We start from the raw sequence: 25,494 nt of genomic DNA on the forward strand, positions 1-25,494 counted from the left end.
CACAAAAGAGGCTGTAAGCCTCTTGTCCCGGAGGGACCGACATTAAACAGGTGCCGGAGATCCGCTAAATTTTTTAAAGTGGATCTCCGGTCACAAAAGAGGCTGTAAGCCTCTTGTCCCGGAGGGACCGACATTAAACAGGTGCCGGAGATCCGCTAAATTTTTTAATGCGTATTTCCGGTACATACCCTACCTTAGATGCCATAATAAATTTCAGTTATGGTCCTTGTTCAGCAGATCCTCTTTATACTGGCCGCAGGTTTGGCTGTTTGGTGGTTCTCCAAAAAGATCGGGCAGATCCGGCGCAATATTCTTTTAGGCAGGGACGAAGCATATAACGACCATCCGGATAAACGCTGGAAAAACTTGTTGCTGCTGGCTTTCGGTCAAAAGAAGATGTTCCGAAATCCCCTGGTGGCCCTGATGCATTTTGTCATCTATGCTGGTTTTATTATCATCAATCTGGAAGTGTTGGAAATCATCCTGGATGGTATCCTGGGAACGCATCGTCTTTTTGCTTCAGCTCTTGGAAGCCTCTACCCAGTCCTGATCAATGCCTTTGAAGGGCTCGCCGTGGGAGTGTTTACGGTATGTGTACTTTTCTTATTCCGAAGAAATATTCTTAAGCTCAAACGTTTCATCAGTCATGATCTCGATGGATGGCCACGCAGCGATGCCAATTATATCCTATTGACGGAAATTCTGCTGATGACCTTGTTCCTGACGATGAATACAGCCGACACCTTGCTTCAATCCAGGGGGTATGGTCATTATGCGGTTCACCCAACCGGAGATTTTGCCTTCTCCCGGGTCCTGCATCCTTTATTGAACGGATGGAGCGATACTGCCCTGGTGAATCTGGAAAGGACCTGCTGGTGGCTGCATATCCTGGGGATCCTCGCCTTCCTGAACTATCTTCCTTATTCCAAACACCTGCATATTTTGCTCGCCTTCCCGAACGCTTATTATGCGAGACTGGAACCGGAAGGCAAGCTGCGCAATATGCCCGAAGTTCAACGGGAAGTAGGTTACGCCATGGACCCATCTTCCGTACCCCCATCTCCGGAAGGAGGTGCCCCACCACCGGTTCCTAAGTTCGGGGCAAAAGATGTTTTCGATCTGAGCTGGCGTAATTTACTGGATGCTTATTCCTGTACAGAATGCGGCCGCTGCAGTGCTGCCTGTCCGGCCACCCAAACCGGAAAACTGCTTTCCCCCCGGAAGATCATGATGTCTACCAGGGACAGGCTGGAAGATGTCAGTAAGAATATCAACAGCAATGGTGCCTTTAAGGATGACGGAAAGTCTCTCCTGGATTACATCGGCGTAGAAGAACTGAGAGCCTGCACGACCTGCAATGCCTGTGTGGAGGAATGCCCTGTCAGCATCAGTCCTGTAGAAATCATTATGGAAATGCGCCGGGCCCTGATCATGGAAGACAGCAATGCACCGCAGGAGTGGAATACCTTATTTGGAAATGTGGAGAATAATTTTGCCGCCTGGAAATTTAGTCCGGAGGACCGTGACAAATGGGTAGAAGAAATCAAGGGTTAGCCTTCCATCGTTTGGCTATCCTGGTGCCCTGAAAAAGAGCTGTCAGGAGAAAGATTCCACCGATAACCCAATTGACCAGGCTCCGGTAGGTAAAAAGTGCATCTACAAAATAACGACCTCCAAAAATATAAATCCCGTTTCCCGCAAAGGTACCCAGCCCAATTCCCAGGATATAAAAATAGTAATGATCTTTGCGGGGTTGTAATACTTTCTTGGTAAGCAGGATGGTACTCCATCCAAACCAGAAAGGAATCTGCAGCGGGTTGATGGCACTAAGAAAAACACCGAATAAAAATGAAAATAACGGGCCCGGAGAAAAGCTGGTAGCGTTTACCGGCCGCCCATTGCCTGCTCCCCGGTAAGCCGCATAAAAACTACCGATGGCCATGATCAGCACTATACCTAAAGTGAGCCATTCCAATGTCTGAAAAAGCCTTTTTTGCCGCTGCACCCAATCCATGGCCAGCAGTGATAACCAGACATAGCCCATTTCCACCAACAAAACTCCGACAGAAAAACAGGTTGCCGTAAAGATGCCTTCGCTCACGGACAGCCTTGCGGCAGTTACATTTAGCGTTCCCAGGGGCAAAGCTCCCAAAAAACTGATTAAGAATCCTATGAAAAGTATTTTAACGAATTGCATAGTTATCCTACATTTCCGCCAATTTTGCCGACCATCCTTTATCTTCCCTGAACATCTGCAATCCTTCCTTAATGGTAAGGTAAGGATGTCCCAGCCGGTGGTTCAGACGACTAATCTTTCCCAGAATTATCCAATGCCGGATAATCTCCTTCCAGGCATAAAAAAGAGTATGGGCAGGATCGTAGATATGGGTCGGCTCGGACCCGGCGCCGTTCACTTCAATAATGGCAAAGTTCCTGCCTTGTTTCAATTCTTCCCAATCCCGGTAGCGAATATCCAGTCTCCCAAAATAAAATCCCGGGATCTGCCTGCAAACGCGGTCAATGGCCAGGGTTAGTTCATCGTCGATTAAATGAGAGTCGTCGAGGAATTTAGCTCCACGCGCATGATTGCCATAAGGCACCAGGACAAAATCCTCTCCTTCCGGCAGAACTTTGCCGAAGATCGATCCATACAATTTTTTAAGTCCGTCGGTCTGAAGGATCGCTCTTTTATTCCTGCTGATCAACTCCCCGATCTGCGAGTGGCCATCACCTTTAATACTGAGGAACTCCTTCCGGACGATCCCGGATATCCTTCCCTTCTTTTCTCCTGGATACCGGTAATAAAATATCCCTGCTTCCTTTTTATACGATACAAACTCCTGGATATGAAAATCCAGGGTAGCAGAACCAATATACTCTTCCAGATCAGCACTTGTATTAAGGATCTTTACCCCTCTGCCTTTGCTGCCTACATTGGGTTTGCCGATCAGGGGAAATAAAAAACCCTGGCCTTCCAATTGAAGAAGGACGTTTTCTTCAACTGCCGGCAAGGAAATGAACAAGGTTTTGGGATGATAACACGCAGGAATGAGTGGTGAGATATCCTTCTTGGATTCACTCAGAAAACCTCCGTTTTTTATGCTGGGATTGGACGCCGCAAAAAAGAAAAAGGACCGCGCACGGAGGCACAATCCAATCCAGATAATATAAATGGGAAGATAAACGGCAGTAAAGCTCCAGTACTCCCAATTAAAAAGGCGAATAAAAAATGGCCGGTATGCCAGACGTTGGAACCAATTCATAAAAAAACTTCCCTGGCTTTGGTAAAGAAAACTTCCTGGCAGGTCGTTTGTTTGCCTGGCAAGGCAAGATATTTCATCCGGGCGACACGGGGTGTAAAAAATAAAGAGGTTATACTAACTGTCTGCATCAGCCTTCCCCGATTCATCAGCAAACCGGAATGCGGATCCCCTGCCCCTGCCGATTGATGGAATTCCAGAATGGCATCCTGATCCGGATCGGGGTTTTCCAACAGAAACTGTTCAAACCATTTTTCCCGTCTTTGCACTCCCGCTTCATCATACAAAGTTACCGAAGACCATATCCAGGGTTTATTCTTGTCCATTTGCCTTTCAAACTTCACCGATCCATCCCAACGGCATTCAAATAAATTTCTTTCCAGCACCAAAATAAGCGTAAATGGTTCAATCCCGCTCAAATCCGTATGCCGGAAGCTCAGAAGGGGGTTATCGCCCTGTGCCAATTCCAGAAGAACCAGACCCCTGCTTTTACGATAAGGAGGCAGAGGAACATGTTTTTTCCAGGCGCCGTTCAACAGGATAAGCACATGCCCTTTTTCATGCATAACAAACCAGGTTCCGCCTTCTTTACCGTCCCTGGGGAACAAAAGTCTGCCACAGGGTCCGTCAACGAAATGCGGATCACGGGCAACGGTTCTCTCTGGATTTTCATCCCGGCTTGACGTAAGCAAAAGGGTATCCCCTACGGGAATATAGGTCACTGCGCACATTGCCTGCGGTATTTGATGGTAGAGGAAGCGATCCCGTAATTTTCAGCCAGAATAAGATGAGGACAGATCTCCCGCATTCCGATCCGGATCAACGCCATATGATGGATAGTATGTTCCAGATTATAGACGATCTCCCGGAAAAAGTTGGTTTGAAGGGTAAATGGAATACCGGAAAGTTCGTCATAACTCGCCTCAAGCATCAGGGGCTTGTCCGGTCTGTTAAGATCTTTTATTATTTGTTCCAGCAAATAAATGGCCAGGTCTATATCCTTTTCGATGATTTTATCCCGTTTTCTGTTTTCGTAATTTACCAATCCGGGTTCATAGCCATTCTCCAGAACCTGGAACAATTCGATGATATGCCGGACATGCTGTCCGATGGTATTGCCGGATAGGGTTTGGCAGGATTGTAAATATTCATTGGGGTGCAATTGACGTAACGATTCCGTCAACTGACCAAAAACGTGCCGGACAGCTAATTGTAATTGCATGATTAGACCTTTACTTTTCCTAAGCTAATATTATTTTTCTTTATTTTTTAGCAAAAAGGGCTAAAACGACGGTAAGATTATTGGAAATGGTGCTGGAACCCCCAATATCGAAATCTTTCCTGTTAATGGTAAACTCTCCGCTGAAAATGTAATCGTTCCCCATAGGAGTGGCAATAAATGGGAATGAAATTTCCTTCGTTTTGTTCTTAATTGTCAATTTTCCCGAGATCTTATACGTATTGTTTATATCCGAAGGAGTGATGCTGGTAGATACGAAATGCATCCGGGGATAGTTCTGAACATCAAAATAATTCTGTTTCTTCAGGTGTTCGTCCCGCACGCCGTTATCCGTATTTATGGTGGAGGCATCCACACTAACCTCAAAACGGGAATTAGCCGTTTCCCTGGGGTCAAAACTGATCTTTCCCTGCAAACCGGTAAAAGATCCGCTTACCACAAAACCAAAGTTTTTGATCTTAAAGGTAACCGAGGATCCCTGGTCTGTAGGATTATATTGATTTACAGACTTTTTTTCTGTCGACAAAGAAGGTTGTTTTGCCGTTGCCTGACCAGCATCCTTTATCGATTCCTGAGCAAAAGAGAATATTCCTGTCAACTGGATCAAAAAAAACAAAAAAGTACGGTTCATAACAGACTATCGAATTTATATTTTAGACAAACCGGCCACCTTTAATAATTCCCTGCGGTAATAGAACAGCAGGACGGCACAGGAAATAAAAGCGATCACCGCATAAAGGAACAGCACATAATCTCCGTCAAATTTAATCCCTAATTTGGTCAAATGGAAAAAGATGGCTCCGGCCATTAATCCCAGGCCCAAAAAAGCTCCGTATCCCGTAGTCCTGGGATAGAGAATAAGAATCGATGCGATCAATTCCAATATTCCAGTCCCGATACGGCCCCAGGGTTCCATGCCCAGTACGGTGAACAAATGGACAGATTGCGGATCGGCCGTAAATTTATAAAAAAGGGTTTGGAGCATGATCAAGGCAGCCAGGACCCGGAAAATCCATAATACGATATTTCGGACATTCATACAGACATGGGTTAAAAGGTTAAAATATGACGGACCCGATTAAAAGGGAAAATGCCCTGTTTCTTCATCCGGCACTTAAAAATAGAGCCCTTTCTTAATGTCCATTGTCGGTCAATTGACATTCACCCGTTTTTGTAATTTTTTAACGTCCAGAAAACAGATCTCCTGTCTGTTGTAGGATAAAATGCCTTCCGTTTCCAATTCATTGATCATCGTGGTCACGGTTTGGCGGCTGCTGCCGATCAGGCTGGCGATATCTTCGTGAGTCAGGTAATTAGGCATACAGAATCCTTCAGCAGTATTTTCACCCAGGTTCTGCTCTACCAGTTGCCATAAAAAATGGATCAGTCTTGTCTTTACATCCTTGTTTAAGAGATTGAGCAGGCGATTTTCGATATTCCTCAATTTGGCCCCCACCTGTTTGCTGTATTTCAAAGCCAGATCCGGCCGGTTCTTCAACAGCTTTTCAAAATCATCGATGGTAAAAGCGCAAATGCTGACATTATCCTTATAGGCCTGGGCAAATTCGCCATGAAGATTATTCCGCTCCAGGCTGAACTGGCCAAAAAGCTCTCCTTTCCGAATGATCTCCTTGATCTTTTCTCTGCCTTCCGGATCGATAAAACCGATTTTGATAGTTCCCTCCTTAACAAAGTAGATCTTATTGTGATTGTAGGCCTCAAAGTAAATATATTCCCCTTTGGGCACCTCGATCACACGATGCTCTACCTTCAGGTCCTTATATTCATCCTCGGATAAATGACACCAAAGGTCATAATTCCTGATCAGGAGCATATCGTCACCGCCCGCCATAAATAAATGCGTTTTAGCAACTAAAGTTACCATTAACTATGGTAATTAGTTCTTCATCTGTATTTTTACAAAAAATTATCCTTTCATGCAGGTACCAACGATGGCCGAATTATTGGCAAAAGGAGAAAGCCCTGAAATTTTATTCTGGGTGGGATGCGCGGGCAGTTTTGATCAGCGGGCACAAAAGATTACCAGGGCCTTTGCCACTATCCTGAACAAGGTAGGCATTAAATTTGCCATTCTGGGAAAAGAGGAATGTTGTACAGGAGATCCTGTCCGCAGGGCGGGGAATGAGTTCATGTTTCAGATGATGGCCTATCAGAACATTCAGTTGCTGAATAATTATGGCATTAAAAAAATCGTCACCACCTGCCCGCATTGTTTTAATACCTTAAAAAATGAGTACAGCGAACTGGGGGGCAGTTATGAAGTTATTCACCATACCGTTTTCCTGCAGCAATTGCTGGATGAAGGTAAGATCGTGATGAAAGAAGACGGTCCTTATAAAGGCCGCCATATTACTTACCATGACAGCTGTTACCTGGGAAGGGCTAATCATATTTATGAAGCCCCCCGTAAGGTACTGGAAGCCCTGGATGCCGAACTGGTGGAAATGAAACGCTGCCGGAGTAAAGGACTTTGTTGCGGCGCCGGGGGCGCTCAAATGTTCAAGGAAGAGGAAAAAGGGAGTACACGGATAAATTTTGAAAGGACCGGTGAAGCATTGGATACCGGGGCCGGTATTATCGCCTCAGCCTGCCCTTTTTGTAATACCATGCTCACCGATGGAGTCAAACACGGGGAAAAAGAAGAAGACGTGAAAGTGATGGATATCGCAGAACTAATTGCTGCCTCAATTGTTTAAATTGTTAAAGATCAATCGTAACACATGAACACTGATTATAAGACATTATTACCTGAAGATTTTGCCGGAAGTTCCCGGGTCTGGATCTACCAGAGTCATCGTCTTTTCAGCATCGCAGAGGCCCTTTCCATTGAAGAGATTTTGGAGGCCTTTGTTAAGGATTGGAATTCCCATGGAGCCCCGGTTAAAGGGTATGCCAATTTATTCTATGGACAATTTATTGTATTAATGGCTGATGAATCGGCAACAGGGGTGAGCGGTTGCAGCACCGACAGCTCGGTCCATCTGGTTAAGGAAATAGAAAAGGCCTTCAGCGTATCTATGTTTGACCGGCTCTCCCTTGCCTTTTTGATTCGGGACTCCGTGCAGATCATTCCATTAGCACAATTGCCTTATGCCCTGGAAAATAATTTTATCGATGAGAATACCCTGTATTTTAATAATCTTGTCCAGACAAAAGAAGAATTGGAAGAAAAGTGGATAATACCATTGAAATACAGCTGGTTATCTGCTAAATTTTTGAAAAAAATGACACCAAATTCAGTCTTAAAATAAGCGCCCTTGTATAGGATATTATTATAAATAACATTCCCGCTACTGTCACCCAACCGGTGAAGCCTACACCTGCAACATCAACAGTTATGGCCATTATGTACTTTCGAAAAATGGAAATAAAGAAATACTTCAAAAAGAATTAAACCCTATTTTTGCGGCTGAAGGCTAATCATTAACGATTTTGAGAAGGGTAATTATATTTTGAACAATCTATCCTTCGCAAAACAAATGCGAAAGTAGCTCAGTTGGTAGAGCGTCAGCTTCCCAAGCTGAAGGTCGCGGGTTCGAACCTCGTCTTTCGCTCCAAAAAACGCCGCAGGCAGTTGTGCGAAGGCCGACATTAGATTCAAAAGGCCGTCTTTAACAGGACGGCCTTTTTTTGTTTATCCGATCCGATATTGTACTTTTATTGACCATTCACCATTCCTATCTCTTGACGAACATTTACTAACACCCGATTCCTTTATCAAAATCAGAGACAGGCCGTTTAGTGTCCAAAGAAGAATTACATACCAGCAAAGAGTTATTGCAGCGGGTGGCCAAAGACGATCATGATGCTTTCAGGCAATTATTTGATCTGTATGCAGACCGGCTGTATGCCGCCGTCTATAATTATACCAAATCCCGGTTTATTGCCGAGGAGTTAGTCCAGGAAGTTTTTATCAAGCTCTGGGACCACCGGACCCAGCTGAAAGAAATACAGGACCTTACAGCCTACCTGTACCGGATGGTCTTTAATCATATCAACACCTATTTAAAGAGGACAGCTAACGAACGGCGTATACTAGAAAAAGCGGAAACATGGATGACCGCCGGCCAGGACGGCACCCGGCAACAGCTGGAAGCAAATGAAATGCTCCGCATCATTAACACCGCCATAAACCGCCTCCCTCCTCAAAAAAAGCTCATCTATCACCTGAGCCGCGAAAAAGGCCTCAGTTACCAGGAGATCGCCGAAAAGCTCCACCTCTCCCCCAATACTGTCAAAAATCACCTGGTAGAAGCCATGAAATTATTACGCAGTTACCTGAAAGATCACGCATTGGAGATAACCCTGCTCATCCTCCAGACCCTCATGAAATAATTTTTTATTCCAACTAGTCTTTTTCTTTTCGACGATAGTCTATTGTTCAATGGAGCGGATTAAATTTTTACTATCAAAATATCTGGCTAACCAGGCAGAAGAAGAAGAAATACAGGAGATACTCCAATGGCTGCGTAACCATGAGCATAACGAAGCCCTCCTCCAGGAAATTTGGGAACAACAGCCCTCCCCAGCGCCGGCAGCGGATCTGCAGCGGATGTGGATGAATATTGAGGCCTCCACCCTGCCCGTACCCATACTCCGGCTCCCCTTCCTTCGCAGAAACTGGCAGGCCGTCGCAGCCGTCTTTTTGTTATTGGTATCAGGCGGATGGCTCCTGGTCAACAATCACAACCACACCACTCCCGCCGGACAGCCACCAGTCGCAGTCCAGGAAATAGCTCCCGGAAAGAACGGAGCCGTTCTAACGCTCGCCGATGGTAGCAATATCTCATTGGACAGCACCGGCAACGGAGTGATCGCTAACCAGAAAGGCACACAGGTATTGCTAAAGAACGGCCAGCTGGAATATGATGAAACAGGAAAGGCTTCCGGTGAAATAGTTTACAATATCATGACCACCCCCAAGGGCCGGCAATTCAACCTCGTACTGCCGGATGGCTCCCGCGTCTGGCTGAATGCCGCCTCATCCATAAAATTCCCTACCGCGTTTAAGGGGAATACCCGCAGCGTAGAGATCACCGGAGAAGCCTATTTCGAAGTGGCGAAGGATAAGAACAAACCCTTTTTTGTCAAAGCCATGAATACAGAGACCGAGGTCCTTGGTACACATTTCAATATCAATGCCTATGAAGAGGAAGGGATAGTAAAGGCTACCCTGCTTGCCGGCAGCATCCGAACCACTGCCCTGAACTCCGCCCGACCGGGTGACGCAGCCCTTCTGCAGCCGGGAGAGCAAGCTCAGATAAGACCCAATGAAAAACTGATCGTCGTACCCAACACAGACATAGAACAGACGATAGCCTGGAAGAACGGCGCCTTCAATTTTCAGAACATTGGTCTGAAAGAAGTAATGCGCCAGTTAGCCAGATGGTATGACTTGCAGATAGTTTATGAAAAAAATGTCCCGAATATTATTTTCGGCGGCGAGATGAGCAGGAACATAACCCTTTCAGATCTGTTGAATGGATTAAAAGATATGGATGTCCACTTCAGAATAGAAGAAGGTCACAAGCTGATCGTCATGCCCTGATCCTCCGAAAAAAACAGCAGATCCCCTGCTTCACCATTCAGGCCTTATCCCCTTGTCACTGAACGATTGCACCGCTATGTGAATACAAATCAGGCCGTCATCGAAACAACACCTGATTATCATCAACCAAAACCAACCATTATCTGGAAACAACCATCATCATCAATACCTGGATCCGCGTCAGCCAAAAAAACAAAACCGCTTCGGGGTCGGATCCGAAGCGGCCATTTGTCGGTTGATTGGAATATCAGTTCGCTGGAACCTTTATTTTCTACAACCAAACAATGCAATTTATGCCAAAAACTGCTGCTGCACAAATGCTGCGAATTATGAGAATTACTAGTTTTTTACTATTGGTGTTCTGTATGAATCTCTCCGCCAAAACACATTCCCAGGCCATTACCCTGTCGGTAAAGAACGCCCCTTTAAAAGAGATCTTCACTGCTATAAAAAAGCAGACCGGTTACTTCGTATTCTATAAGAACGACCTGCTCACGGATGCACAGCCCGTCTCGCTTACAGTGACCGGTATGCCATTGAGTGATTTTTTGGATATAGCCCTTAAAGATCAGTCACTCAATTACAAGATCACCGACAAGACCATTATGCTGTTCCGTAAGCCACCACCTCCCGCTGAACCACCCGGTAAAGACCCCCATGCGACTACGACCGGCCTGCCGCCCGTCATAGTCGCCGGCCTCCTCCACTTTCAAGACAAACCTGCCTCCGGCGCATCCGTTACCCTCCGGCCCGGTAAATGGGGAATGGCCACCGGCAATGAAGGTAATTTTTCTTTCCAGAATGTGCCGCCAGGTTCCTATACCCTGGAAATATCCAGCATTGGGTATAAAAAAATTGTAAAAAAAATAGTAGTGAGCAACACTCCGCTTTTCCTTAATATCAGCCTGGAGCAGGAAATTGATCAGGTGGAAGAAATAGTCATTACCACCGGCTATAGTACTAAAAAGACAGGCGAGCTCACCGGTTCCGTTCAAAAGATCTCCGGCGACGACCTCCGCAAAGGCATCACCACCTCCGATCCGGTATCCTTGCTGAAAGGCAGGGCCACAGGCCTTTACATCTCCGAACAGACCGCCGGCGACCCTACCAGCAGCGGCGGACAGATATTTGTACGGGGACAAAGCAGCATCGCAGGGGTTGGAGTCGACCAATACAATGAATTCGTATTACCTACCCTGAACTACGGCCCCCTGCTGGTGCTTGACGGTGTCATCATGCCCAATCAGAACCTTAAGGAAGTGGTAACTCCCCAGGAAATTGAAGACATCACGATCCTGAAAGACGCAGCCGCTACAGCCATATACGGCTCCAGGGCTGCAGCAGGTGTATTGGTGGTTAACACTAAAAGAGGACGCGAAAACAAGCCCCGTGTAAACGCGGAGGTGAAATATAGCCTCAACCATCCCAACCGTGGCACTGCCCGCTTCCTGAGCGGACAGGAACTGTATGACCTGCAGAAACAATATTATTCCGAAGACTACCAGGTAAATAACGGCAGCCTGTCCATCCAATATCCCACCTTACAAACCTATCTGGATTACAAGCTGCCCTCAGCAGACGATGTCGCCCACTCCTTTGATTGGCAGAAATATGCCTTTATCAACAGCAACACCAAAGAAGTCAACCTCTCCGCCAGTGGCGGCAATGAAAAAACAAAGTACTACATAGGAGGCTCGTATTATAACGAACAGTCCACCGGCGTAAAAAATGGCCTGAAAAGAGGCTCCTTCCGCATCAATCTGGAAAGCAAGCTCAGCAACCGGCTGACAGCCAATGTCTCTGTGAATGGCATTATGAATGATGGCAACCGGGAAGTATACGCGACCGGCGTATATCTGTACGGAAACATACCCTGGGCCACTCCCTATAATGCGGATGGCTCCCTCAAACCTTACCTGCTCTATAAAGAGGATGGGAGTACACATCAGGACGTTAATCCGATCTACGACAACCAGTTCAACAACTACCACCTCCGGTCTCAGCTGTTATACGGATCGGTCAGACTGGAATACCGCCTGACGGACTGGCTCAGCCTTTCCACCACCAATAGCGGCAACCTGAACTATACCAGGAACGAAAAATATATCGACGTGAGGTCCTACGCCGGATCGGGGACCTTCTATGCCCCCAAAGGATTCCTGGGCACCAGCACCAACTACCTGAACTCCTACCTGACCTCCAACCAGCTTAGCTTTCATAAGACCTTCGGAGATCACTCCATCAACGCGCTCGCAGCGATGGAATTCGGAAAGACCGGCAACGAGGATGAACTGGTCAACGTCAACAATGTACGTGCCGGTTATCCCGTCATATCATTGGGCAGAAATGTAGGTGGCGCCTATGATTTTTCTATATACGGTATACCTGCTACCAAAGCAGGCAATATAGAAGGAGGAAAGGAAGTTCAGGCCGTATACTCTATGTTCGGCGAAGCCGGGTATACCTTCCGCAAACGTTACAGCCTCAGCGGCTCCGTACGCAGGGATGCTTCCAGCAGCTTCGGCCGCGACAGACGTTATGGCACCTTCTATTCCGCCGGCGCCGCCTGGATTGTAAGCTCTGAGAACTTTATGAAGTCCATCAGGGCAATCAGCCATCTTAAACTGCGCGCCAATTATGGGACCAGCGGCTCCCAGCTAGGAGACAACTTCCTCACCCAAACCCTGTATGATTCCCGTTATACTTATAGCGGACAAGGCGCTGCCCAAATATCGATCCTCGGTAATCCCGACCTGCGCTGGGAAATGACAAAGACCTTTAGCGGTGGCATCGACCTGGGCCTATTCAAACGCATCAACGCCACCATTGACTTTTACAACCGCCTCTCCGAAGATCTGCTGCAAAAAGTAACCCTGCCCTCTCTTACCGGCTTCACCAGCCAATGGCAGAATGTAGCCGAAGTAAAGAACACCGGACTCGAGATCCTGATCAACTCGGATAATATCGTCCGGAAAAATTTCCGATGGAGCACCTCCTTCAATATCAGCTTTAATAAGAACAGGATAATGAATGTCGCCAACGATTCCCTGAGACAAGGTTTCTACAACGCCAACAGCTTCTATATGTTCAAGGGGGACGATATCAATACCCTGAAGGCTGTAAAATATGCCGGAGTAGACCCGCAGAGCGGAAAGGCCCGGTTTGAAAAACTGAATTTCGATGCCAAAGGGATCGTCAACGGCAAAGAATATGTGAACACCCTGGCCGAAGTAGATGCAGCCACAGACACCCGGCAATTTCAGACCATCGGCAGCTTTCAGCCAAAATATTATGGCGGCCTGACCAACACCTTTACGTACAAACAATTTTCCCTGAACATACTGATCACCTATGCCCTTAAATACATTATGCACGATGATCTGGCAGAACAGATGCAGGTAGGTAATATCACCAACTATAACCAGCTGGCTTACCGGAAGAGCCAGGTCCCCTGGACCCAAACAGGTCAGACCAACGCTACCGAGCCCTGGCTCTATTATCAGGCCAATACCGACTATTTCGGCTCCAGCAAATACATGCATGACGGCAGCCATGCGCGGCTTCGGTCCGTGCGACTTAGCTATGAACTGCCATCCTCTCTCATGAAAAAATGGAAGGCCTCCAACTGTACGGTATATGTAAGCGGCGACAACCTGTATACGATCTATTCAAAAAATATCGTGGCCTCTGATCCTGAAGGACCTTCCGTAGGACAGGCACAGAATTTCGGGACCTCCAACGGCTCCAGCATTGGAATTCCCCGCCGGTTTGTATTTGGTGCACAGATGACTTTTTAACGATTGCCTCCAGGGCAACTTTTAATTATTGATGAACAAAAAGATCTACAATGAAACTAACGCTTAAAATATTCCTTCCCGTTCTGTTCCTGGCAGCAGCCTGCAATAAACAAATAGACGATGTCAGACCGCTCACAAAAATAGACAAGGACGGCGAACTGGCATCCGTCGCAGGGATCGTCGAGACCACCGTCGGGAACTATCTCCTGCTCGCCGGCAGCGGATTTGCCAACTTTGATGTGCCCATGCAGGACCTCGGTGAAAGCCGTGGCAACAATGTGACCCTGCAGAGCTGGGCGCCGGTCAATAAGAATACGGACGCCTTTTTCTTCCGGAACAGTATCGGTGCCACACTCGGCAACAGCGCCGCTTTTTACCGGGGCGCCTATCAGATCATCGTGAGCGCCAATACCACCCTTGAAGGGATTGCCACCTTTGAGAAATCCACCTTCGCTTCCCTGACGGACAACGATAAGAACCAGGTCCTGTACGCAAAAGGAGAAAATATATTCCTCCGGGCATTCACCTACTTCAACTTAGTACGGATATACGGCAAGCCCTACTATCAGAACCCGGCCGCCAGCCTTTCCATTCCTCTTAAAACCACCAGCGACATCAAAGATGCACCGGCGCCTGCCAACGTAAAAGATGTATATACCTTTATCACATCGGAGCTGCAGACGGCGGCCCAATTGATGAAAGCTCCGGTCACAAAGACCAATTCCTTTGCCAGTACCGCAGCAGCCTGGGCGCTTTTATCCCGGGTATACCTGTACATGGGCGGCTCCATCTCAAGCCCCGACGCCGGCTCCAACCAGCTGGCTGTGACCTACGCAGACAGCGCCATCGACCAGACCAGCGGCCAGTATGCCCTGCTGCAGGGAACCGAATATTCGAACATGTTCGGAGACGACGAGTTTGGTACGATCGGACGCGCCACATTCGCGAACAACAAAGAGATCATCTTAGCTTTTGACAACTCAGCAGGCGGCAGCAGCATCGGACAGCTGTACCATTATGACCAGGCTTACGGGGTCGGCGCCTTCTTCCTGCCTTCTTCCGATCTGAAGCAATTATTAGTGCCCACAGACATCCGCAGCACCTTTTTTAAAAAGAACCCCAATTCCGGATTTGTAGAGACTACCAAATGGCTGTCATTGAATCAGGCCTGGCTTACCTACTGTCCCACGATATTCTTCCGCCTGGGAGAAATTTATCTCAACCGCGCCGAAGCCTATTCCAAACTCAACAACTCAGCCATGGCCAGGGCAGACTTAAAAGCCATACACACCCGGGCCGGCCTCCCCGCCACCGACATCGACAACATTGCCGATCAGGACCTGATCACCGCCGTACTCAACGAACGCCGGATGGAACTTGCCTTCGAAGGCCACAACAGCTTTGATAATTTCCGCAACGGACTACCCATGACCCGCACCGCGGCGGATAACAACGGAACGGCTATGACCGTACAGCCGGATGATCCAAAAGTCGTATTCACTATTCCGAATAATTAATGATACAAAAATGAAAAGAATATATTCAGTAACAATAATACTCCTTGCATTACTATGCGGTATGCCCGGTAAAAACAACGCACAGGGATCGCCATCAAAAAGCCCCTTAAAAATACTTTTCGTAGGGTATGATCCGGGAAGAATACCGCAGGAATTCAGAAAAGGAGCGGACGAATTCACCGCAAAGGACTCCGTCAGAATGCCCGCCTTTAAAGAGCTATTGAAGAGGTATTTCACCGAAGTGCAGACGAGGGATTGCAGAGATTGGAAAGTCACAGATTCCGACCCCTTCGATGTGACCATTTTTGATTACAGGACCACCCCGATAGAAAAAGGGAATAACTATGATATCCCCTCCAGGTATCTGCCGGATAATTTTTCAAAACCAATAGTTTTCATCGGCAGCACAGCCTCTCAAATGGGAGCAAGGATCGGATTGAAATTAGACTGGCTTTGTTTATGCCTCGACGCCGACGCGCATCATATCAATACCCGGCATGCCATTTTTTCGGGTCCGCTGGAAAAAATAACTCCGACCCTGGTTATGGGAAAAACCCCCGATCCCATCTTTGAATATCCTTCAGGTGACACCGTGCCCCGGCAGATCCCCATGTGGAAGGTCCAGACCCTGTCCTATGGCAAATCCGAGGAGGTCAGGATCGGCCTGGTATCAAGAGGTCACCGGTTCGAAGACTCTCCGGATGCAGAGGTGATCTCCAGCGGGGTTTGCCAGAAAGATGTCACCGCCGTAGCGCTTGGAAGACACGGCAATTTCTTCCTGTGGGGTTTTGGAGCGTCCCCGGTAAATATGACCGATGAAGCGAAAAAAGTTTTCGTCAACTCCGTAGCCTATATGAAACAATTTGATGGCCGGACGCCGATTGCCAGGGAATACAACGAGCGGATGGCTACTACAGACGATGTACGGAACATCCTTGGATGGGCCACCAAAGAATACTGGCAGAAATCTGTTGCCTTCATGAAACAGGCTGAGGCTGGTACCCAGGAAGAGAAGAAGAAATTAGAGGCTAAGAAGGCGGCAGGAGCAGTCTTGACGGATCTCGAGACACAGGAGCTTTCCGCGTGGACTAACTATAAGCCTTCGCCCCCCAAATCCTGGGAGGATTATTTGAAAGACCTGATGGGCCCTTTTGCAAAACAATTCGGAAGCAACGCATCCGCCTTTCAGAAATACATAAAAGAGAATATGGACTTCGTGTATTGCGACCCCAAAGGTTTCTTTAGTTATAACATAGACGAGGATGTGAAAAAGTTAAAAGTTTCCAACCACAGTACCAAACTGTTAGAGACTTGTATTACACTGTTGAAAGATAACGAAGAGCCGGAATTGGCCCTGCGCGTGTTAAAGCGATATACGTCAGAAAATTTTACAACGGCCGGCCAGTGGGATGCCTGGTATAATAAAAACAAAAGCCGTCTGTTCTTTACCGAGACCGGCGGCTATAAATTCCTGGTCAACACCTTAAACTGTTAAAGGAATGAAAAGAATATTTAAAATATGGGTTTGCTATCTCATAATTACCTGCCCGGCAAGAGCACAGACAGTCGGCTCTTCTTTTGATAAGCAACTGGCAAAAGCCGTAAAGGAACTAAATTGCCCCCTGACGGATCAGCACGATCCGGTGGGCACCAATGCCGTATTAATTAAAGAAAACTCCACCGGAAAGATGGCCATCGTTATCAAGGCGGTCATCGCTCCGGGATGGCATTTGTATTCCTTCGTACCGGCTGACAAGCCCTACATCACCACACAATGCACCCTGAAACTACCTCCCGGTATAACAACAGTAGGTGACTGGGAAAAAACCAGCGCACAGGCTTCCGGAACGGATCGGGGTGTATTGATCTGGGAACGCGAGGCGGTATTCGTTCTACGGTTACGGTCAGAAAAAAGGGATGCCAAAGGTACAATACAGGTGGGGCTCTCCTATCAGACCTGTGATCTCCGGCAATGCCTGCCCCCGGCTGAACGATCTTTTAACCTGAATTATTAAAAATCATCTACCACTATTAAATCAATAACTCATGTACCAAAAAGCACACCACCTTATCACAGGACTGCTCCTGTTCAGCCTCGCCTCTTTTTCGCAGAAAACCCATGTATCTGCCAATATCCCGGGCCTGAAGGACCCCCAAGTGTTCATCCATTATTATAAAGACACCGTCCCCAAAACGGATACGGTGAAAATAAAGGACGGCAGGTTTACCTGGACAGCGGAAATGCCCCAACCTCAAAAAGTCGCCCTGATGTTCTCCCAAAGATATGTGCCGTTTTTCGCGGAGAGCGGCAACATTAAAATTACCGGAACAGCCGACCTGAAAAAAACAACCATCAAAGGCTCGAAGACCCAGGATGAATCCGAGGCCTACGACAAATCCCTAAAGGACCTCACTGATCAGGAAGAGCCATTGTATGACAAATACGGGAAAGGCAGCAAGGAAGAGCAGATTGCATTGGAAGCCAAATTGAACGACCTGAGAATGCAAAAAAGAGCAAGGGCCAGTACCTATATCACCGCCCATCCCGCAAGCGCCTTTAGCATCAGCCTGGTTGCGGACCGGGCATCTATGGGCGAATACAAGGATGTGGCAGCTATCTATGAAAAACTCGATCCATCCGCTCAGCAAACCGTCCAGGGCCGGAGGATAGCAGAAAGACTGACCGTATTAAAGAAGAGCGCCTTGGGTGAACAGATACTTGATTTTACCCAGAACGACACCGAAGGCAAGGCCGTTCAATTCTCCGCCTTCAAAGGGAAATACGTACTGGTGGATTTCTGGGCATCCTGGTGCGGCCCCTGCCGCGGAGAGAATCCGAATGTATTAAAGGCGTACAACGAATACAAAGACAAGAACTTTACCGTTGTGGGCATTTCCCTGGATGACAAGGCAGAAAACTGGAAAAAAGCCATCAAAGAAGATAACATGCCCTGGACCGAACTCTCCGATCTGAAAGGCTGGAAGAATGAATTGGCCGACTATTACGGAATCCAGGGCATCCCCTCCAATCTGTTAGTTGACCCCAATGGAAAAATTGTTGCAAAGGACCTCCGCGGCGAAGAATTGCATGCCAAACTGGCCGAACTACTGAATTGAGATTCACTCACTGTTAAAAATGAAATAAATGAAAAAAAAGATTGTATACTGTATAATAGCAACGGGCTCCCTTTTCGCCTGTAAAAGCGGCCAGGACAAGGATGCAGGAATGGTGGTGAAAGGGACCCTGACAGGGATCGACTCCGGCATCGTAAAGCTGATGTTGTATAATGAAGACGACCGGACCTCAAAGACAATCGACAGTGTGGTCATCCTCAATCATTCCTTTGAAATAAAAAGAAAGATCGGCACACCGGTGATGATGTCTCTGATGGTCCAGCCGGGAAACTGGGGCATCAGCCTGTTTGCTGAAGATACTACCATCACCATTACAGCAGATACTACAGGAGCTGAATATTATGATTATACAGCTTACGGTGGCCAGAAAGGAGCCAACATCAAAAAAAGCACCGAGACAGGCTCCAGAAATTTCGATGACTTTATGAAATACCAAACGGATCCGACATTATTAAAACATTACGAGCCCGTTTTTGCAGAGCTGAATAAGAAACTCACCGCTGCCGCTAATGTCGATAGTCAATACAAGATCCGGGACCAGATGGATTCAGTAAAAAAAGTGTTACAGGCAAAACAAAAAGCCTGGATCGATGATTATGTCATGAAGAACCCGTCTTCCGTTGCAGGCGCCTATATCTTTGGGCAGTTTTATATGTTCTCCCAGGACATGCCGGCAGCAGAATTGGAGACCATGCTGAATAAATTTCAGGGACAGGCGAGATCCTCGGCCTATTACCAGACTATGGCAGCCGCCCTTGACAAAAAGAAAACAGTCTTGCCGGGCAGCGTGGCGCCGGATTTTACGCTGTTGAAAAGAGACAGTTCCCAATTTACCCTCTCTTCCTCCCGCGGCAACTATTTGATGATCGACTTCTGGGCAAGCTGGTGCCATCCCTGCCGGCAGGCAATCCCCCATTGGAAAGGCGTGTATCAGAAATATCATGACAAAGGCTTTAACATGATAAGCGTATCTGATGACTCCAGGTGGCCGGATTGGATAAAGGCCATGGATGCAGAGAAAATGCCCTGGACCCAGGTCTGTGACGAATTCCCGGTAAAGAACATGCCCGCCAAGGTAGGCTCCTTATACATGACAACCTATATCCCTTTTTATGTATTGCTCGACAAGGAAGGTAAGATCCTCGTCTATTCAGGAAAAGAAGAAGACATCGACAATAAGCTAAAAGAAATTTTCGGAAGCTGATACAAAAAGAAAGAGGGTGTCTCAACTTTTGATACCCTCTTTCTTTTTTCCTGAATATATATCGCAATCCCACCTCTATCCTCCACCGCAAAGGCAGATCCCGACCCAAGGTAAAGGTGCTACCGAATTACCAACACCGATCCCTTTCTGAATACCGGTTGTTTAGTAGATGTATTAATATAATGTACCATCCAGATGAAGGTCCCGGGAGGGACCTTGCGCCCATTAAAGCTTCCATCCCAACCTTTGTCCGTGTCGGAAGTTTGAAACACCCTGTTCCCAAACCGGTCATAGATCGCCATCTGGAAACCGCTCATTTCGCAGGCATGCAAGGGCCGGAAACTATCGTTGATCCCATTCCCATCAGGTGTAAAGGCATTGGGTAAAAGAAGCTGACAAGCGCAGGATACCATGGTGACCTTCGTGGTTAGGGTGTCCTTTCGACAACCGTTCTGCGCCACTACGGTATAGGTTCCTGTTTGGGAAACCTGGTAGGAAGCCGATCTTGTACTGTCCTGCCAGGCGTAGGTATCCGCATTCCCTTTGACTTCCAGCCAGAATTTTTCCCCGTTGCATAAAATAGTATCCGTGGCCATACGTACTTTCAGGCTGTCATCGAATTGCACCGTCAGGGTGTCTTTATACAGGCATTGACCGACCTGTGCCGTAACGGCGTAAGTCCCGGGCCGGTAAACAAAATAGGTAGCCTGACCGGTCTGGTTCTGATCATCCCGTTGTGCAGGGATGGCCTGCCAATTATAAGTGCCCTCTCCAAAATTGGCGTCCAGGGAAAGGGTACTTCCCTGGCAGATAGCCGTATCATGAAAATCCAATTGCCGGTTTCCGCGGTAACTGACCAACACAGTATCCGTAACCTGGCATTTGCCGTTCTGCGTTACAAAAACCCAGTAGGTATCAGGCTGCGTGATGGTAATCGCGCTGTCCGTGGAACCCGAGCTCCAATCAAAGGCGGAAGCTCCTGCCAGACGGGCTGTTATCGTGTACTTTTGTTTGGGGCAAAGCAGGGTATCCGGTCCGATGCTAAAGGATGGGGCCAGGGGTGAAGAATAAGTGATCGATACGGTGTCCTTAAATACCCCGCATCCGGGAACGGTTACGATGGACACATAGGTACCGCCGGGAGCATGTGTCAACAATTGATCTCCGGTAAATGCCAGGAGACTTCCGTTGAGCAGCCAGGTATACTGACCATTCTGGGTCGCCGCATTCAATAAAAGATTGGCACTGTCACACATGATATGATCTTTCCCCAGCTCTATCGAAGGGGTGCTGCTGATATAGACACCAAGACTGTCATTGACGCCGCACCCATCGATACTAACGGCATATACACCGGATTTACTTACCCGCAAAGTGTCTGTATGGCTGGTGCTGTCATCATTCCAGGTATAGAGCGCTCCTGAAATAATGGGAGCGTTTAATAGAGTGGTTTGCCCCTCGCATAAAAAGATATCCGGGCCGAAATTGTAATTCATGGGCGTTACCACAGTAATTGGGCCCTGTATTCGCACCGTATCGGTCTTATTATTCACAACTGTCAGTTTTATCGTGTACACACCGGGGGTTGCATAAATATGTTTGGGCTGTTTGGCCCCCGAACCGTTATAAATACCGGAAGCAGGATCCCCGAAATTCCAAATCACTTTTTCGGGGAAAGGCAGACTATCGAATACCGGAGAGCCAAAGGATATGGTGGAGTTGACACAGGTAGAGGTATAATTGATGGTATCCTTGCCACCCTGAGAAAAGCCAGTGGCAGGAACGATCACTGCCAAACTTATCAGCAGGATCAAACAGGTCATTTTAATATGGATCTTTTTAAAGGTAAGGCAGATTATCATCGGTTCACTTTAAGCATGGTCCTCACTTGCTGTACGGATAAATTTTGTAATCGTGCATAATAAATCCCGGATGCCCAGGTATGCGTATCCACTGTTATCCTATAAGTTCCCTGGGTATAATCCTGATCAACCGGAACCAGGATCAGACGACCGGAAGCGTCAAAGATCTGCACCAGCGTATGCCCCCCATTGGTTTTAAATGTCAGGGTGGTACTGTCAGTAAAGGGATTGGCGGAATTGAAGATGAGTTTGTCGCCGATATTGTTCAGGTCATTGTAATCATTGCCGCAAGCCGTATTTTTCATGAACGGCAGGTATTGATAGTTCTTTAAAAGGATATTCGTTGTATCGGATGGAGACACACAGAACCAATCCCGCAGTATGGTTGAATAAACGGAACGGAAATCATATTGCATGGGAATATTGCTCTCGACACTGGATCCGCTCAGATCAGGATTATTCCCCAGGATTCCGGATTTGGCATACTCCCCGAAAATAAATACCGGTTGAGCGGCACCGTGATCCGTTCCAAAACTTCCGTTGGAAATGATACGCCGGCCGAATTCAGAAAAGGTCATTCCCAATACCTGTTTGTGAACGCCCAGGAATTGACAATCTTTCATAAACGCCGTAATCGCTTCCGATAATTTCTGCAGGAGGATGCTGTGATTACCTGTCGTCGTATCCCCGCTCTGTACCTGCCCTCCATGCGTATCGAAACCGCCCATGCTCACCATATACACCCTGGTCTTTAATCCCCCGGCAATTAACCGGGCTACCGTCTTTAGTTGTTCGGCCAATTCATTATTGGCCGGGTAACTGCTTTGGGCCGTGACCTTTTTAGCAGCTGCTTCAATGGCCCCAGCGTATTTATTGGTTTGCCGGGCCACGGCACGAAGATAGGTAAGCTCGTTGCCCATAGGTGTGTCCGGTTCCGGCTCGGTGATCCCATTGATCAGGTCATAAAACTGAGTGTCCGTCGGCACGGCCATGGCCGTATTACCTCCGGGCGCCATAAAGACCGGGGAGATGACCGATCCGATCTGGATAGCGAGCGGATCCGACATGATATCATTTGGATAACCTATAGGAAAATTGGTATAGGTCTCTCCTAAAAAACGTCCGGCCCATCCGGTATCAAGGTATTGATCGGAATCCGCACCGGTAAGCCAGATATCCGTTGACCGGAAATGTGAGCCATCCGGTGACGGGTAGCCTACCGCCTGCAAAATGGCCAGTTGATCGGCATCGTATAACTCTTTAAATCCGCTTAAGGCCGGGTGAAGACCGCTCTTGGTCTTACCACCCAACTGTAGTATTTTTTGTTCAGGTATGGCGATATTGGAACGGGCGGCAACATAATCGCCGTAGTTCTCAATGGGGATCACGGCATTCAGGCCGTCATTGCCTCCGACCAGCTGCACCAGGATCAGCACATGATTATTGTCAATGGCGTCTTCCAGGCCTTTCATAAAAGGAAGATGGGAAAAAGCATTTACCTTAAATCCACCCATAAAGGCGACAGGCGCCATCGTTCGGATAAAATCTCTGCGTCTCATAATGATATTGGCTATGGTTAGGATAAATGGTATTCTGGTAAATTCATCAGGTATCTGTATAAGGATCTGAGTTTTCCATCGACCGTGGTGTAGGCCTTCATATCTGTCGGATCATTCACATAGGCTTGCCAGGCCTTCGTCCAATACTGGTCGTTGGTGAGATTACCCAATAAGATAGAACGTTTGAGCAGATCTTTTGAGCTGTCGGATAAGGGTGGTCTTATTAATATGTCCAGGGAATCGCTGATCAGTTTATCCGGATTACCCGGGTTGGATAGAAGGCTGGCAAATCCGACCGCATCGATCCGCAGGCTGGTGCCGTTCATCATATCACCCGTACTGATCAGGAGATCGGTATAAAAATTCCTGCCGGTATACGTAACAGAATTGATCCATAACTCATGAAACTGAGGTCCCTGGCGATAAGCATCCCATCCGGCTACCAGCTCGATGGCCAGCAGCTCCTGCTGCAGGATGGCAGAACGCTCGTTTAATAGTTGCCATACGGCATATTGCCCGGAAAGGTTGGACGGACCCGGAATCGCTACCTGGTATTCCCGGCAAAGACCGATCAGAAAATCCAGCGGGCTCTTGATGATACAGGACCCGGAATTAATCAGGTCATAAAAATGCTGGCTCTTGAATAAAGCGGATAATACGGTCTTTATATCATATCCGCTTTGCAGAAATAAGGTCGCCAGCGGACCGATCACATTCGTCTCGATCGTACTGTCGATCTTGTAATACAAAAAGAAATTATACAGCTTCCGGCAAATAAACCGGGCAGATTCCTGGGTGGAAAATAGCATCGCTAATAAATCATCCAGTTCTCCTGCTCCCCCTCCTCCTGAATACCCCGTAACGATATGATTCCCGTAAAAACCGGAAAAGTTCTTATTCTTATCATCATGGTTTCCCGGCATAAATACATAATTGTAATTGTTGTCAACCGTATGCCCCGTCAATACCCTGGCTGCAGCGTGTACATCGTCCTGGACATATTTGGACCCGCTCCCTTTCCCAATGGTATAGAGTTCCTGCAGCTCCCGTCCGTAATTTTCATTTGGAGCCGTCATCACATTGGTGTTCCCGTTCAGGTAGATCAGCATCGCCGGATCCAGGGTAATGGCCTTGACCAATTGAGGAAGAGTGCCCAGCGCGTTTTGCCGAAGGGTCAGGTATTGATTATACCATAACTGGGCCGGTATATCTCCAAAATGCGCGGTAGCATCCATGGCAAAATGGTTATGCCAGAACAGGGTCATTTTTTCATGGATCGATCTGCCCGGGTTTATGATTTGTCCAATCCACCAGCATTGCAGAGAGGACACCCTGCTCTCATTCATATCCGGGTCGCTATATAACAACCCCATATTGATCCAGGTTTGCCAGGCGGCAACCCCGGTCGGGTCGGCGCCATAATTATTTAAGGGAAGGCTGGCAGGCGCTGCCGTTGGTTGCAGCAATTCATCCACGGCCTGCTCCATCGTACGTGTTTTAAAATATTGGATATCCTGGACAGATGCGCCGAACAAGGTTCGTTTCAACAGGTGAACCACCTGAGCTGTGTCCCAGGTTCCAGTATAAGGCGCGATACCGGCCGGGCTACCCCCGAATAAAGGAGAAAACGATGCAGACTGGCTTTCCATTAGTAAAGGACTTTCCATCGGTTTAGGATTTTCCATGTACGATTTTTCCAAATAGGATTTTTCGATTCCGTCAAAAAATTAAAAAAACCCGGTCCAAAAGGGGCCGGGCGTATTTTTATTCCTGGTATAAGGCGGTAAAAAGACCATTGGACAATTGAACACTGCCGGTCGGGCCAGCCAGTTTCAGGGAAAAATGCCCGCTGACCACTCCGTTATATATCTTGGCAAATTTTTCAATCTCTACGTAATTATTACTGTCCCCTGTATTGGTAAATACATTCCCCCTGGAATTGGTATAGGTGACCAACAAGCTATCTCTCCGGAATTGGCCGGTCGTATCGCCGATAACACGGATACTGATATTCCCGACTTTCGAGGAAGTATCTGCAAATTCGCCGGAAATGAGTGTGGTGCGTACATGATACACGTCCTGGATATAAGCGAGGTTTACCGGATAATTAATGGCGGTATCATTTGCCGAAAATGAAAAAGAGGACCAGGTAGGAACAGCCGCAACCGCGCTGCCTTTTTTGCAGGCGGTAAGCAACCCGCAAAGTAATATCAACAGGATTAACAGGTTAGTTAAGGGTGTGTTTTTCATAAAGTCCAGTTTTGGCCGGAATTGCCTATAAATTATCAATTTTCAAGCCAAAACCGGGATCAAAAGAAATATCGCACCCACTCCCTGTTTATTTCCCTAAC

Annotated in this window: 22 protein-coding genes and 1 tRNA gene; 12 read left to right on the plus strand and 11 right to left on the minus strand. The window is 47.4% G+C overall.

The window, feature by feature from the left end; all coding sequences use genetic code 11:
- The first annotated feature begins 219 nt into the window (after positions 1-219).
- Positions 220-1,554, plus strand: a complete 1,335-nt coding sequence (locus tag ACX0G9_RS27130; RefSeq protein ID WP_459068117.1) for a 4Fe-4S dicluster domain-containing protein — start codon at positions 220-222, stop codon at positions 1,552-1,554.
- Here ACX0G9_RS27130 and ACX0G9_RS27135 read toward each other — a convergent pair.
- The 7 genes from ACX0G9_RS27135 to ACX0G9_RS27165 form a co-directional block, all read right to left on the minus strand.
- Positions 1,544-2,197, minus strand: coding sequence for a LysE family transporter (locus ACX0G9_RS27135; protein WP_459068118.1), 654 nt, complete (start codon positions 2,195-2,197; stop codon positions 1,544-1,546). The genes ACX0G9_RS27130 and ACX0G9_RS27135 overlap by 11 nt on opposite strands.
- A 7-nt stretch (positions 2,198-2,204) precedes the next feature.
- Positions 2,205-3,263, minus strand: a complete 1,059-nt coding sequence (locus ACX0G9_RS27140) for a hypothetical protein (RefSeq protein ID WP_459068119.1) — start codon at positions 3,261-3,263, stop codon at positions 2,205-2,207.
- Positions 3,260-3,991, minus strand: coding sequence for an NRDE family protein (locus ACX0G9_RS27145; RefSeq protein WP_459068120.1), 732 nt, complete (start codon positions 3,989-3,991; stop codon positions 3,260-3,262). Before ACX0G9_RS27145 ends, ACX0G9_RS27140 begins: the two co-directional genes overlap by 4 nt.
- Entirely contained in the window at positions 3,979-4,482 is a 504-nt protein-coding gene (locus ACX0G9_RS27150) for a hypothetical protein (RefSeq protein ID WP_459068121.1), read from the minus strand. The genes ACX0G9_RS27145 and ACX0G9_RS27150 overlap by 13 nt, the downstream gene beginning before the upstream one ends.
- A 40-nt stretch (positions 4,483-4,522) precedes the next feature.
- Positions 4,523-5,131 carry a YceI family protein gene (locus ACX0G9_RS27155; RefSeq protein WP_459068122.1) on the minus strand — a complete coding sequence of 203 codons (609 nt, stop codon included), beginning with the start codon at positions 5,129-5,131 and terminating at the stop codon, positions 4,523-4,525.
- A gap of 15 nt (positions 5,132-5,146) precedes the next feature.
- A complete protein-coding gene (locus ACX0G9_RS27160; RefSeq protein WP_459068123.1) occupies positions 5,147-5,539 on the minus strand; it encodes a DoxX family protein in 393 nt (130 codons plus the stop codon).
- 111 nt (positions 5,540-5,650) lie between these two features.
- A complete protein-coding gene (locus tag ACX0G9_RS27165; protein WP_459068124.1) occupies positions 5,651-6,385 on the minus strand; it encodes a Crp/Fnr family transcriptional regulator in 735 nt (244 codons plus the stop codon).
- 52 nt (positions 6,386-6,437) lie between these two features.
- Between ACX0G9_RS27165 and ACX0G9_RS27170 the strand changes: the two genes are divergently transcribed.
- From ACX0G9_RS27170 to ACX0G9_RS27220, 11 genes are all read left to right on the plus strand, one after another.
- Positions 6,438-7,217, plus strand: a complete 780-nt coding sequence (locus tag ACX0G9_RS27170; RefSeq protein WP_459068125.1) for a (Fe-S)-binding protein — start codon at positions 6,438-6,440, stop codon at positions 7,215-7,217.
- A 24-nt stretch (positions 7,218-7,241) separates the two neighbouring features.
- The gene (locus tag ACX0G9_RS27175) at positions 7,242-7,772 is read left to right on the plus strand and encodes a hypothetical protein (protein ID WP_459068126.1); all 531 of its coding nucleotides are present in this window, start codon (positions 7,242-7,244) and stop codon (positions 7,770-7,772) included.
- A 230-nt stretch (positions 7,773-8,002) separates the two neighbouring features.
- Positions 8,003-8,078, plus strand: a tRNA-Gly gene (locus ACX0G9_RS27180).
- Positions 8,079-8,262: 184 nt separating this feature from the next.
- Entirely contained in the window at positions 8,263-8,856 is a 594-nt protein-coding gene (locus ACX0G9_RS27185) for an RNA polymerase sigma factor (RefSeq protein ID WP_459068127.1), read from the plus strand.
- 49 nt (positions 8,857-8,905) lie between these two features.
- Positions 8,906-10,069 (plus strand): FecR family protein, encoded by a 1,164-nt coding sequence (locus ACX0G9_RS27190; protein WP_459068128.1) that lies wholly within the window; start codon positions 8,906-8,908, stop codon positions 10,067-10,069.
- 329 nt (positions 10,070-10,398) lie between these two features.
- On the plus strand, positions 10,399-13,866 hold the full coding sequence (locus ACX0G9_RS27195) for a SusC/RagA family TonB-linked outer membrane protein (protein WP_459068129.1): 3,468 nt from the start codon (positions 10,399-10,401) through the stop codon (positions 13,864-13,866).
- Positions 13,867-13,916: 50 nt separating this feature from the next.
- Positions 13,917-15,383, plus strand: coding sequence for a RagB/SusD family nutrient uptake outer membrane protein (locus ACX0G9_RS27200; protein WP_459068130.1), 1,467 nt, complete (start codon positions 13,917-13,919; stop codon positions 15,381-15,383).
- Positions 15,384-15,444: 61 nt separating this feature from the next.
- Positions 15,445-16,878, plus strand: coding sequence for a hypothetical protein (locus ACX0G9_RS27205; RefSeq protein ID WP_459068131.1), 1,434 nt, complete (start codon positions 15,445-15,447; stop codon positions 16,876-16,878).
- 4 nt (positions 16,879-16,882) lie between these two features.
- Positions 16,883-17,398, plus strand: a complete 516-nt coding sequence (locus tag ACX0G9_RS27210; protein WP_459068132.1) for a protein-disulfide reductase DsbD domain-containing protein — start codon at positions 16,883-16,885, stop codon at positions 17,396-17,398.
- Between the two features lie 31 nt (positions 17,399-17,429).
- Entirely contained in the window at positions 17,430-18,500 is a 1,071-nt protein-coding gene (locus ACX0G9_RS27215) for a redoxin domain-containing protein (protein WP_459068133.1), read from the plus strand.
- 28 nt (positions 18,501-18,528) lie between these two features.
- The gene (locus ACX0G9_RS27220) at positions 18,529-19,722 is read left to right on the plus strand and encodes a redoxin family protein (protein ID WP_459068134.1); all 1,194 of its coding nucleotides are present in this window, start codon (positions 18,529-18,531) and stop codon (positions 19,720-19,722) included.
- Between the two features lie 119 nt (positions 19,723-19,841).
- On the opposite strand, the gene ACX0G9_RS27225 is transcribed toward ACX0G9_RS27220, so the two are convergent.
- The 4 genes from ACX0G9_RS27225 to ACX0G9_RS27240 form a co-directional block, all read right to left on the minus strand.
- Positions 19,842-21,584: a T9SS type B sorting domain-containing protein gene (locus tag ACX0G9_RS27225; RefSeq protein ID WP_459068135.1), complete on the minus strand. Its 1,743-nt coding sequence runs from the start codon at positions 21,582-21,584 to the stop codon at positions 19,842-19,844.
- On the minus strand, positions 21,581-23,143 hold the full coding sequence (locus tag ACX0G9_RS27230; RefSeq protein WP_459068136.1) for a DUF1501 domain-containing protein: 1,563 nt from the start codon (positions 23,141-23,143) through the stop codon (positions 21,581-21,583). The genes ACX0G9_RS27225 and ACX0G9_RS27230 overlap by 4 nt, the downstream gene beginning before the upstream one ends.
- A 17-nt stretch (positions 23,144-23,160) precedes the next feature.
- Positions 23,161-24,828 (minus strand): DUF1800 domain-containing protein, encoded by a 1,668-nt coding sequence (locus tag ACX0G9_RS27235; RefSeq protein ID WP_459068137.1) that lies wholly within the window; start codon positions 24,826-24,828, stop codon positions 23,161-23,163.
- 79 nt (positions 24,829-24,907) lie between these two features.
- Positions 24,908-25,393: a hypothetical protein gene (locus ACX0G9_RS27240; RefSeq protein WP_459068138.1), complete on the minus strand. Its 486-nt coding sequence runs from the start codon at positions 25,391-25,393 to the stop codon at positions 24,908-24,910.
- Positions 25,394-25,494 lie beyond the last annotated feature (101 nt).

This window comes from Flavitalea flava (assembly GCF_054461575.1).

Excerpts from the sequence above, each read along its gene's own strand:
- ACX0G9_RS27130 (WP_459068117.1), top strand. The coding sequence starts at position 220 with ATGGTCCTTGTTCAGCAGATCCTCTTTATACTGGCCGCAGGTTTGGCT.
- ACX0G9_RS27135 (WP_459068118.1), bottom strand. The coding sequence starts at position 2,197 with ATGCAATTCGTTAAAATACTTTTCATAGGATTCTTAATCAGTTTTTTG.
- ACX0G9_RS27140 (WP_459068119.1), bottom strand. The coding sequence starts at position 3,263 with ATGAATTGGTTCCAACGTCTGGCATACCGGCCATTTTTTATTCGCCTT.
- ACX0G9_RS27145 (WP_459068120.1), bottom strand. The coding sequence starts at position 3,991 with ATGTGCGCAGTGACCTATATTCCCGTAGGGGATACCCTTTTGCTTACG.
- ACX0G9_RS27150 (WP_459068121.1), bottom strand. The coding sequence starts at position 4,482 with ATGCAATTACAATTAGCTGTCCGGCACGTTTTTGGTCAGTTGACGGAA.
- ACX0G9_RS27155 (WP_459068122.1), bottom strand. The coding sequence starts at position 5,131 with ATGAACCGTACTTTTTTGTTTTTTTTGATCCAGTTGACAGGAATATTC.
- ACX0G9_RS27160 (WP_459068123.1), bottom strand. The coding sequence starts at position 5,539 with ATGAATGTCCGAAATATCGTATTATGGATTTTCCGGGTCCTGGCTGCC.
- ACX0G9_RS27165 (WP_459068124.1), bottom strand. The coding sequence starts at position 6,385 with ATGGTAACTTTAGTTGCTAAAACGCATTTATTTATGGCGGGCGGTGAC.
- ACX0G9_RS27170 (WP_459068125.1), top strand. The coding sequence starts at position 6,438 with ATGCAGGTACCAACGATGGCCGAATTATTGGCAAAAGGAGAAAGCCCT.
- ACX0G9_RS27175 (WP_459068126.1), top strand. The coding sequence starts at position 7,242 with ATGAACACTGATTATAAGACATTATTACCTGAAGATTTTGCCGGAAGT.
- ACX0G9_RS27190 (WP_459068128.1), top strand. The coding sequence starts at position 8,906 with ATGGAGCGGATTAAATTTTTACTATCAAAATATCTGGCTAACCAGGCA.
- ACX0G9_RS27195 (WP_459068129.1), top strand. The coding sequence starts at position 10,399 with ATGAGAATTACTAGTTTTTTACTATTGGTGTTCTGTATGAATCTCTCC.
- ACX0G9_RS27200 (WP_459068130.1), top strand. The coding sequence starts at position 13,917 with ATGAAACTAACGCTTAAAATATTCCTTCCCGTTCTGTTCCTGGCAGCA.
- ACX0G9_RS27205 (WP_459068131.1), top strand. The coding sequence starts at position 15,445 with ATGCCCGGTAAAAACAACGCACAGGGATCGCCATCAAAAAGCCCCTTA.
- ACX0G9_RS27210 (WP_459068132.1), top strand. The coding sequence starts at position 16,883 with ATGAAAAGAATATTTAAAATATGGGTTTGCTATCTCATAATTACCTGC.
- ACX0G9_RS27215 (WP_459068133.1), top strand. The coding sequence starts at position 17,430 with ATGTACCAAAAAGCACACCACCTTATCACAGGACTGCTCCTGTTCAGC.
- ACX0G9_RS27220 (WP_459068134.1), top strand. The coding sequence starts at position 18,529 with ATGAAAAAAAAGATTGTATACTGTATAATAGCAACGGGCTCCCTTTTC.
- ACX0G9_RS27225 (WP_459068135.1), bottom strand. The coding sequence starts at position 21,584 with ATGATAATCTGCCTTACCTTTAAAAAGATCCATATTAAAATGACCTGT.
- ACX0G9_RS27230 (WP_459068136.1), bottom strand. The coding sequence starts at position 23,143 with ATGAGACGCAGAGATTTTATCCGAACGATGGCGCCTGTCGCCTTTATG.
- ACX0G9_RS27235 (WP_459068137.1), bottom strand. The coding sequence starts at position 24,828 with ATGGAAAATCCTAAACCGATGGAAAGTCCTTTACTAATGGAAAGCCAG.
- ACX0G9_RS27240 (WP_459068138.1), bottom strand. The coding sequence starts at position 25,393 with ATGAAAAACACACCCTTAACTAACCTGTTAATCCTGTTGATATTACTT.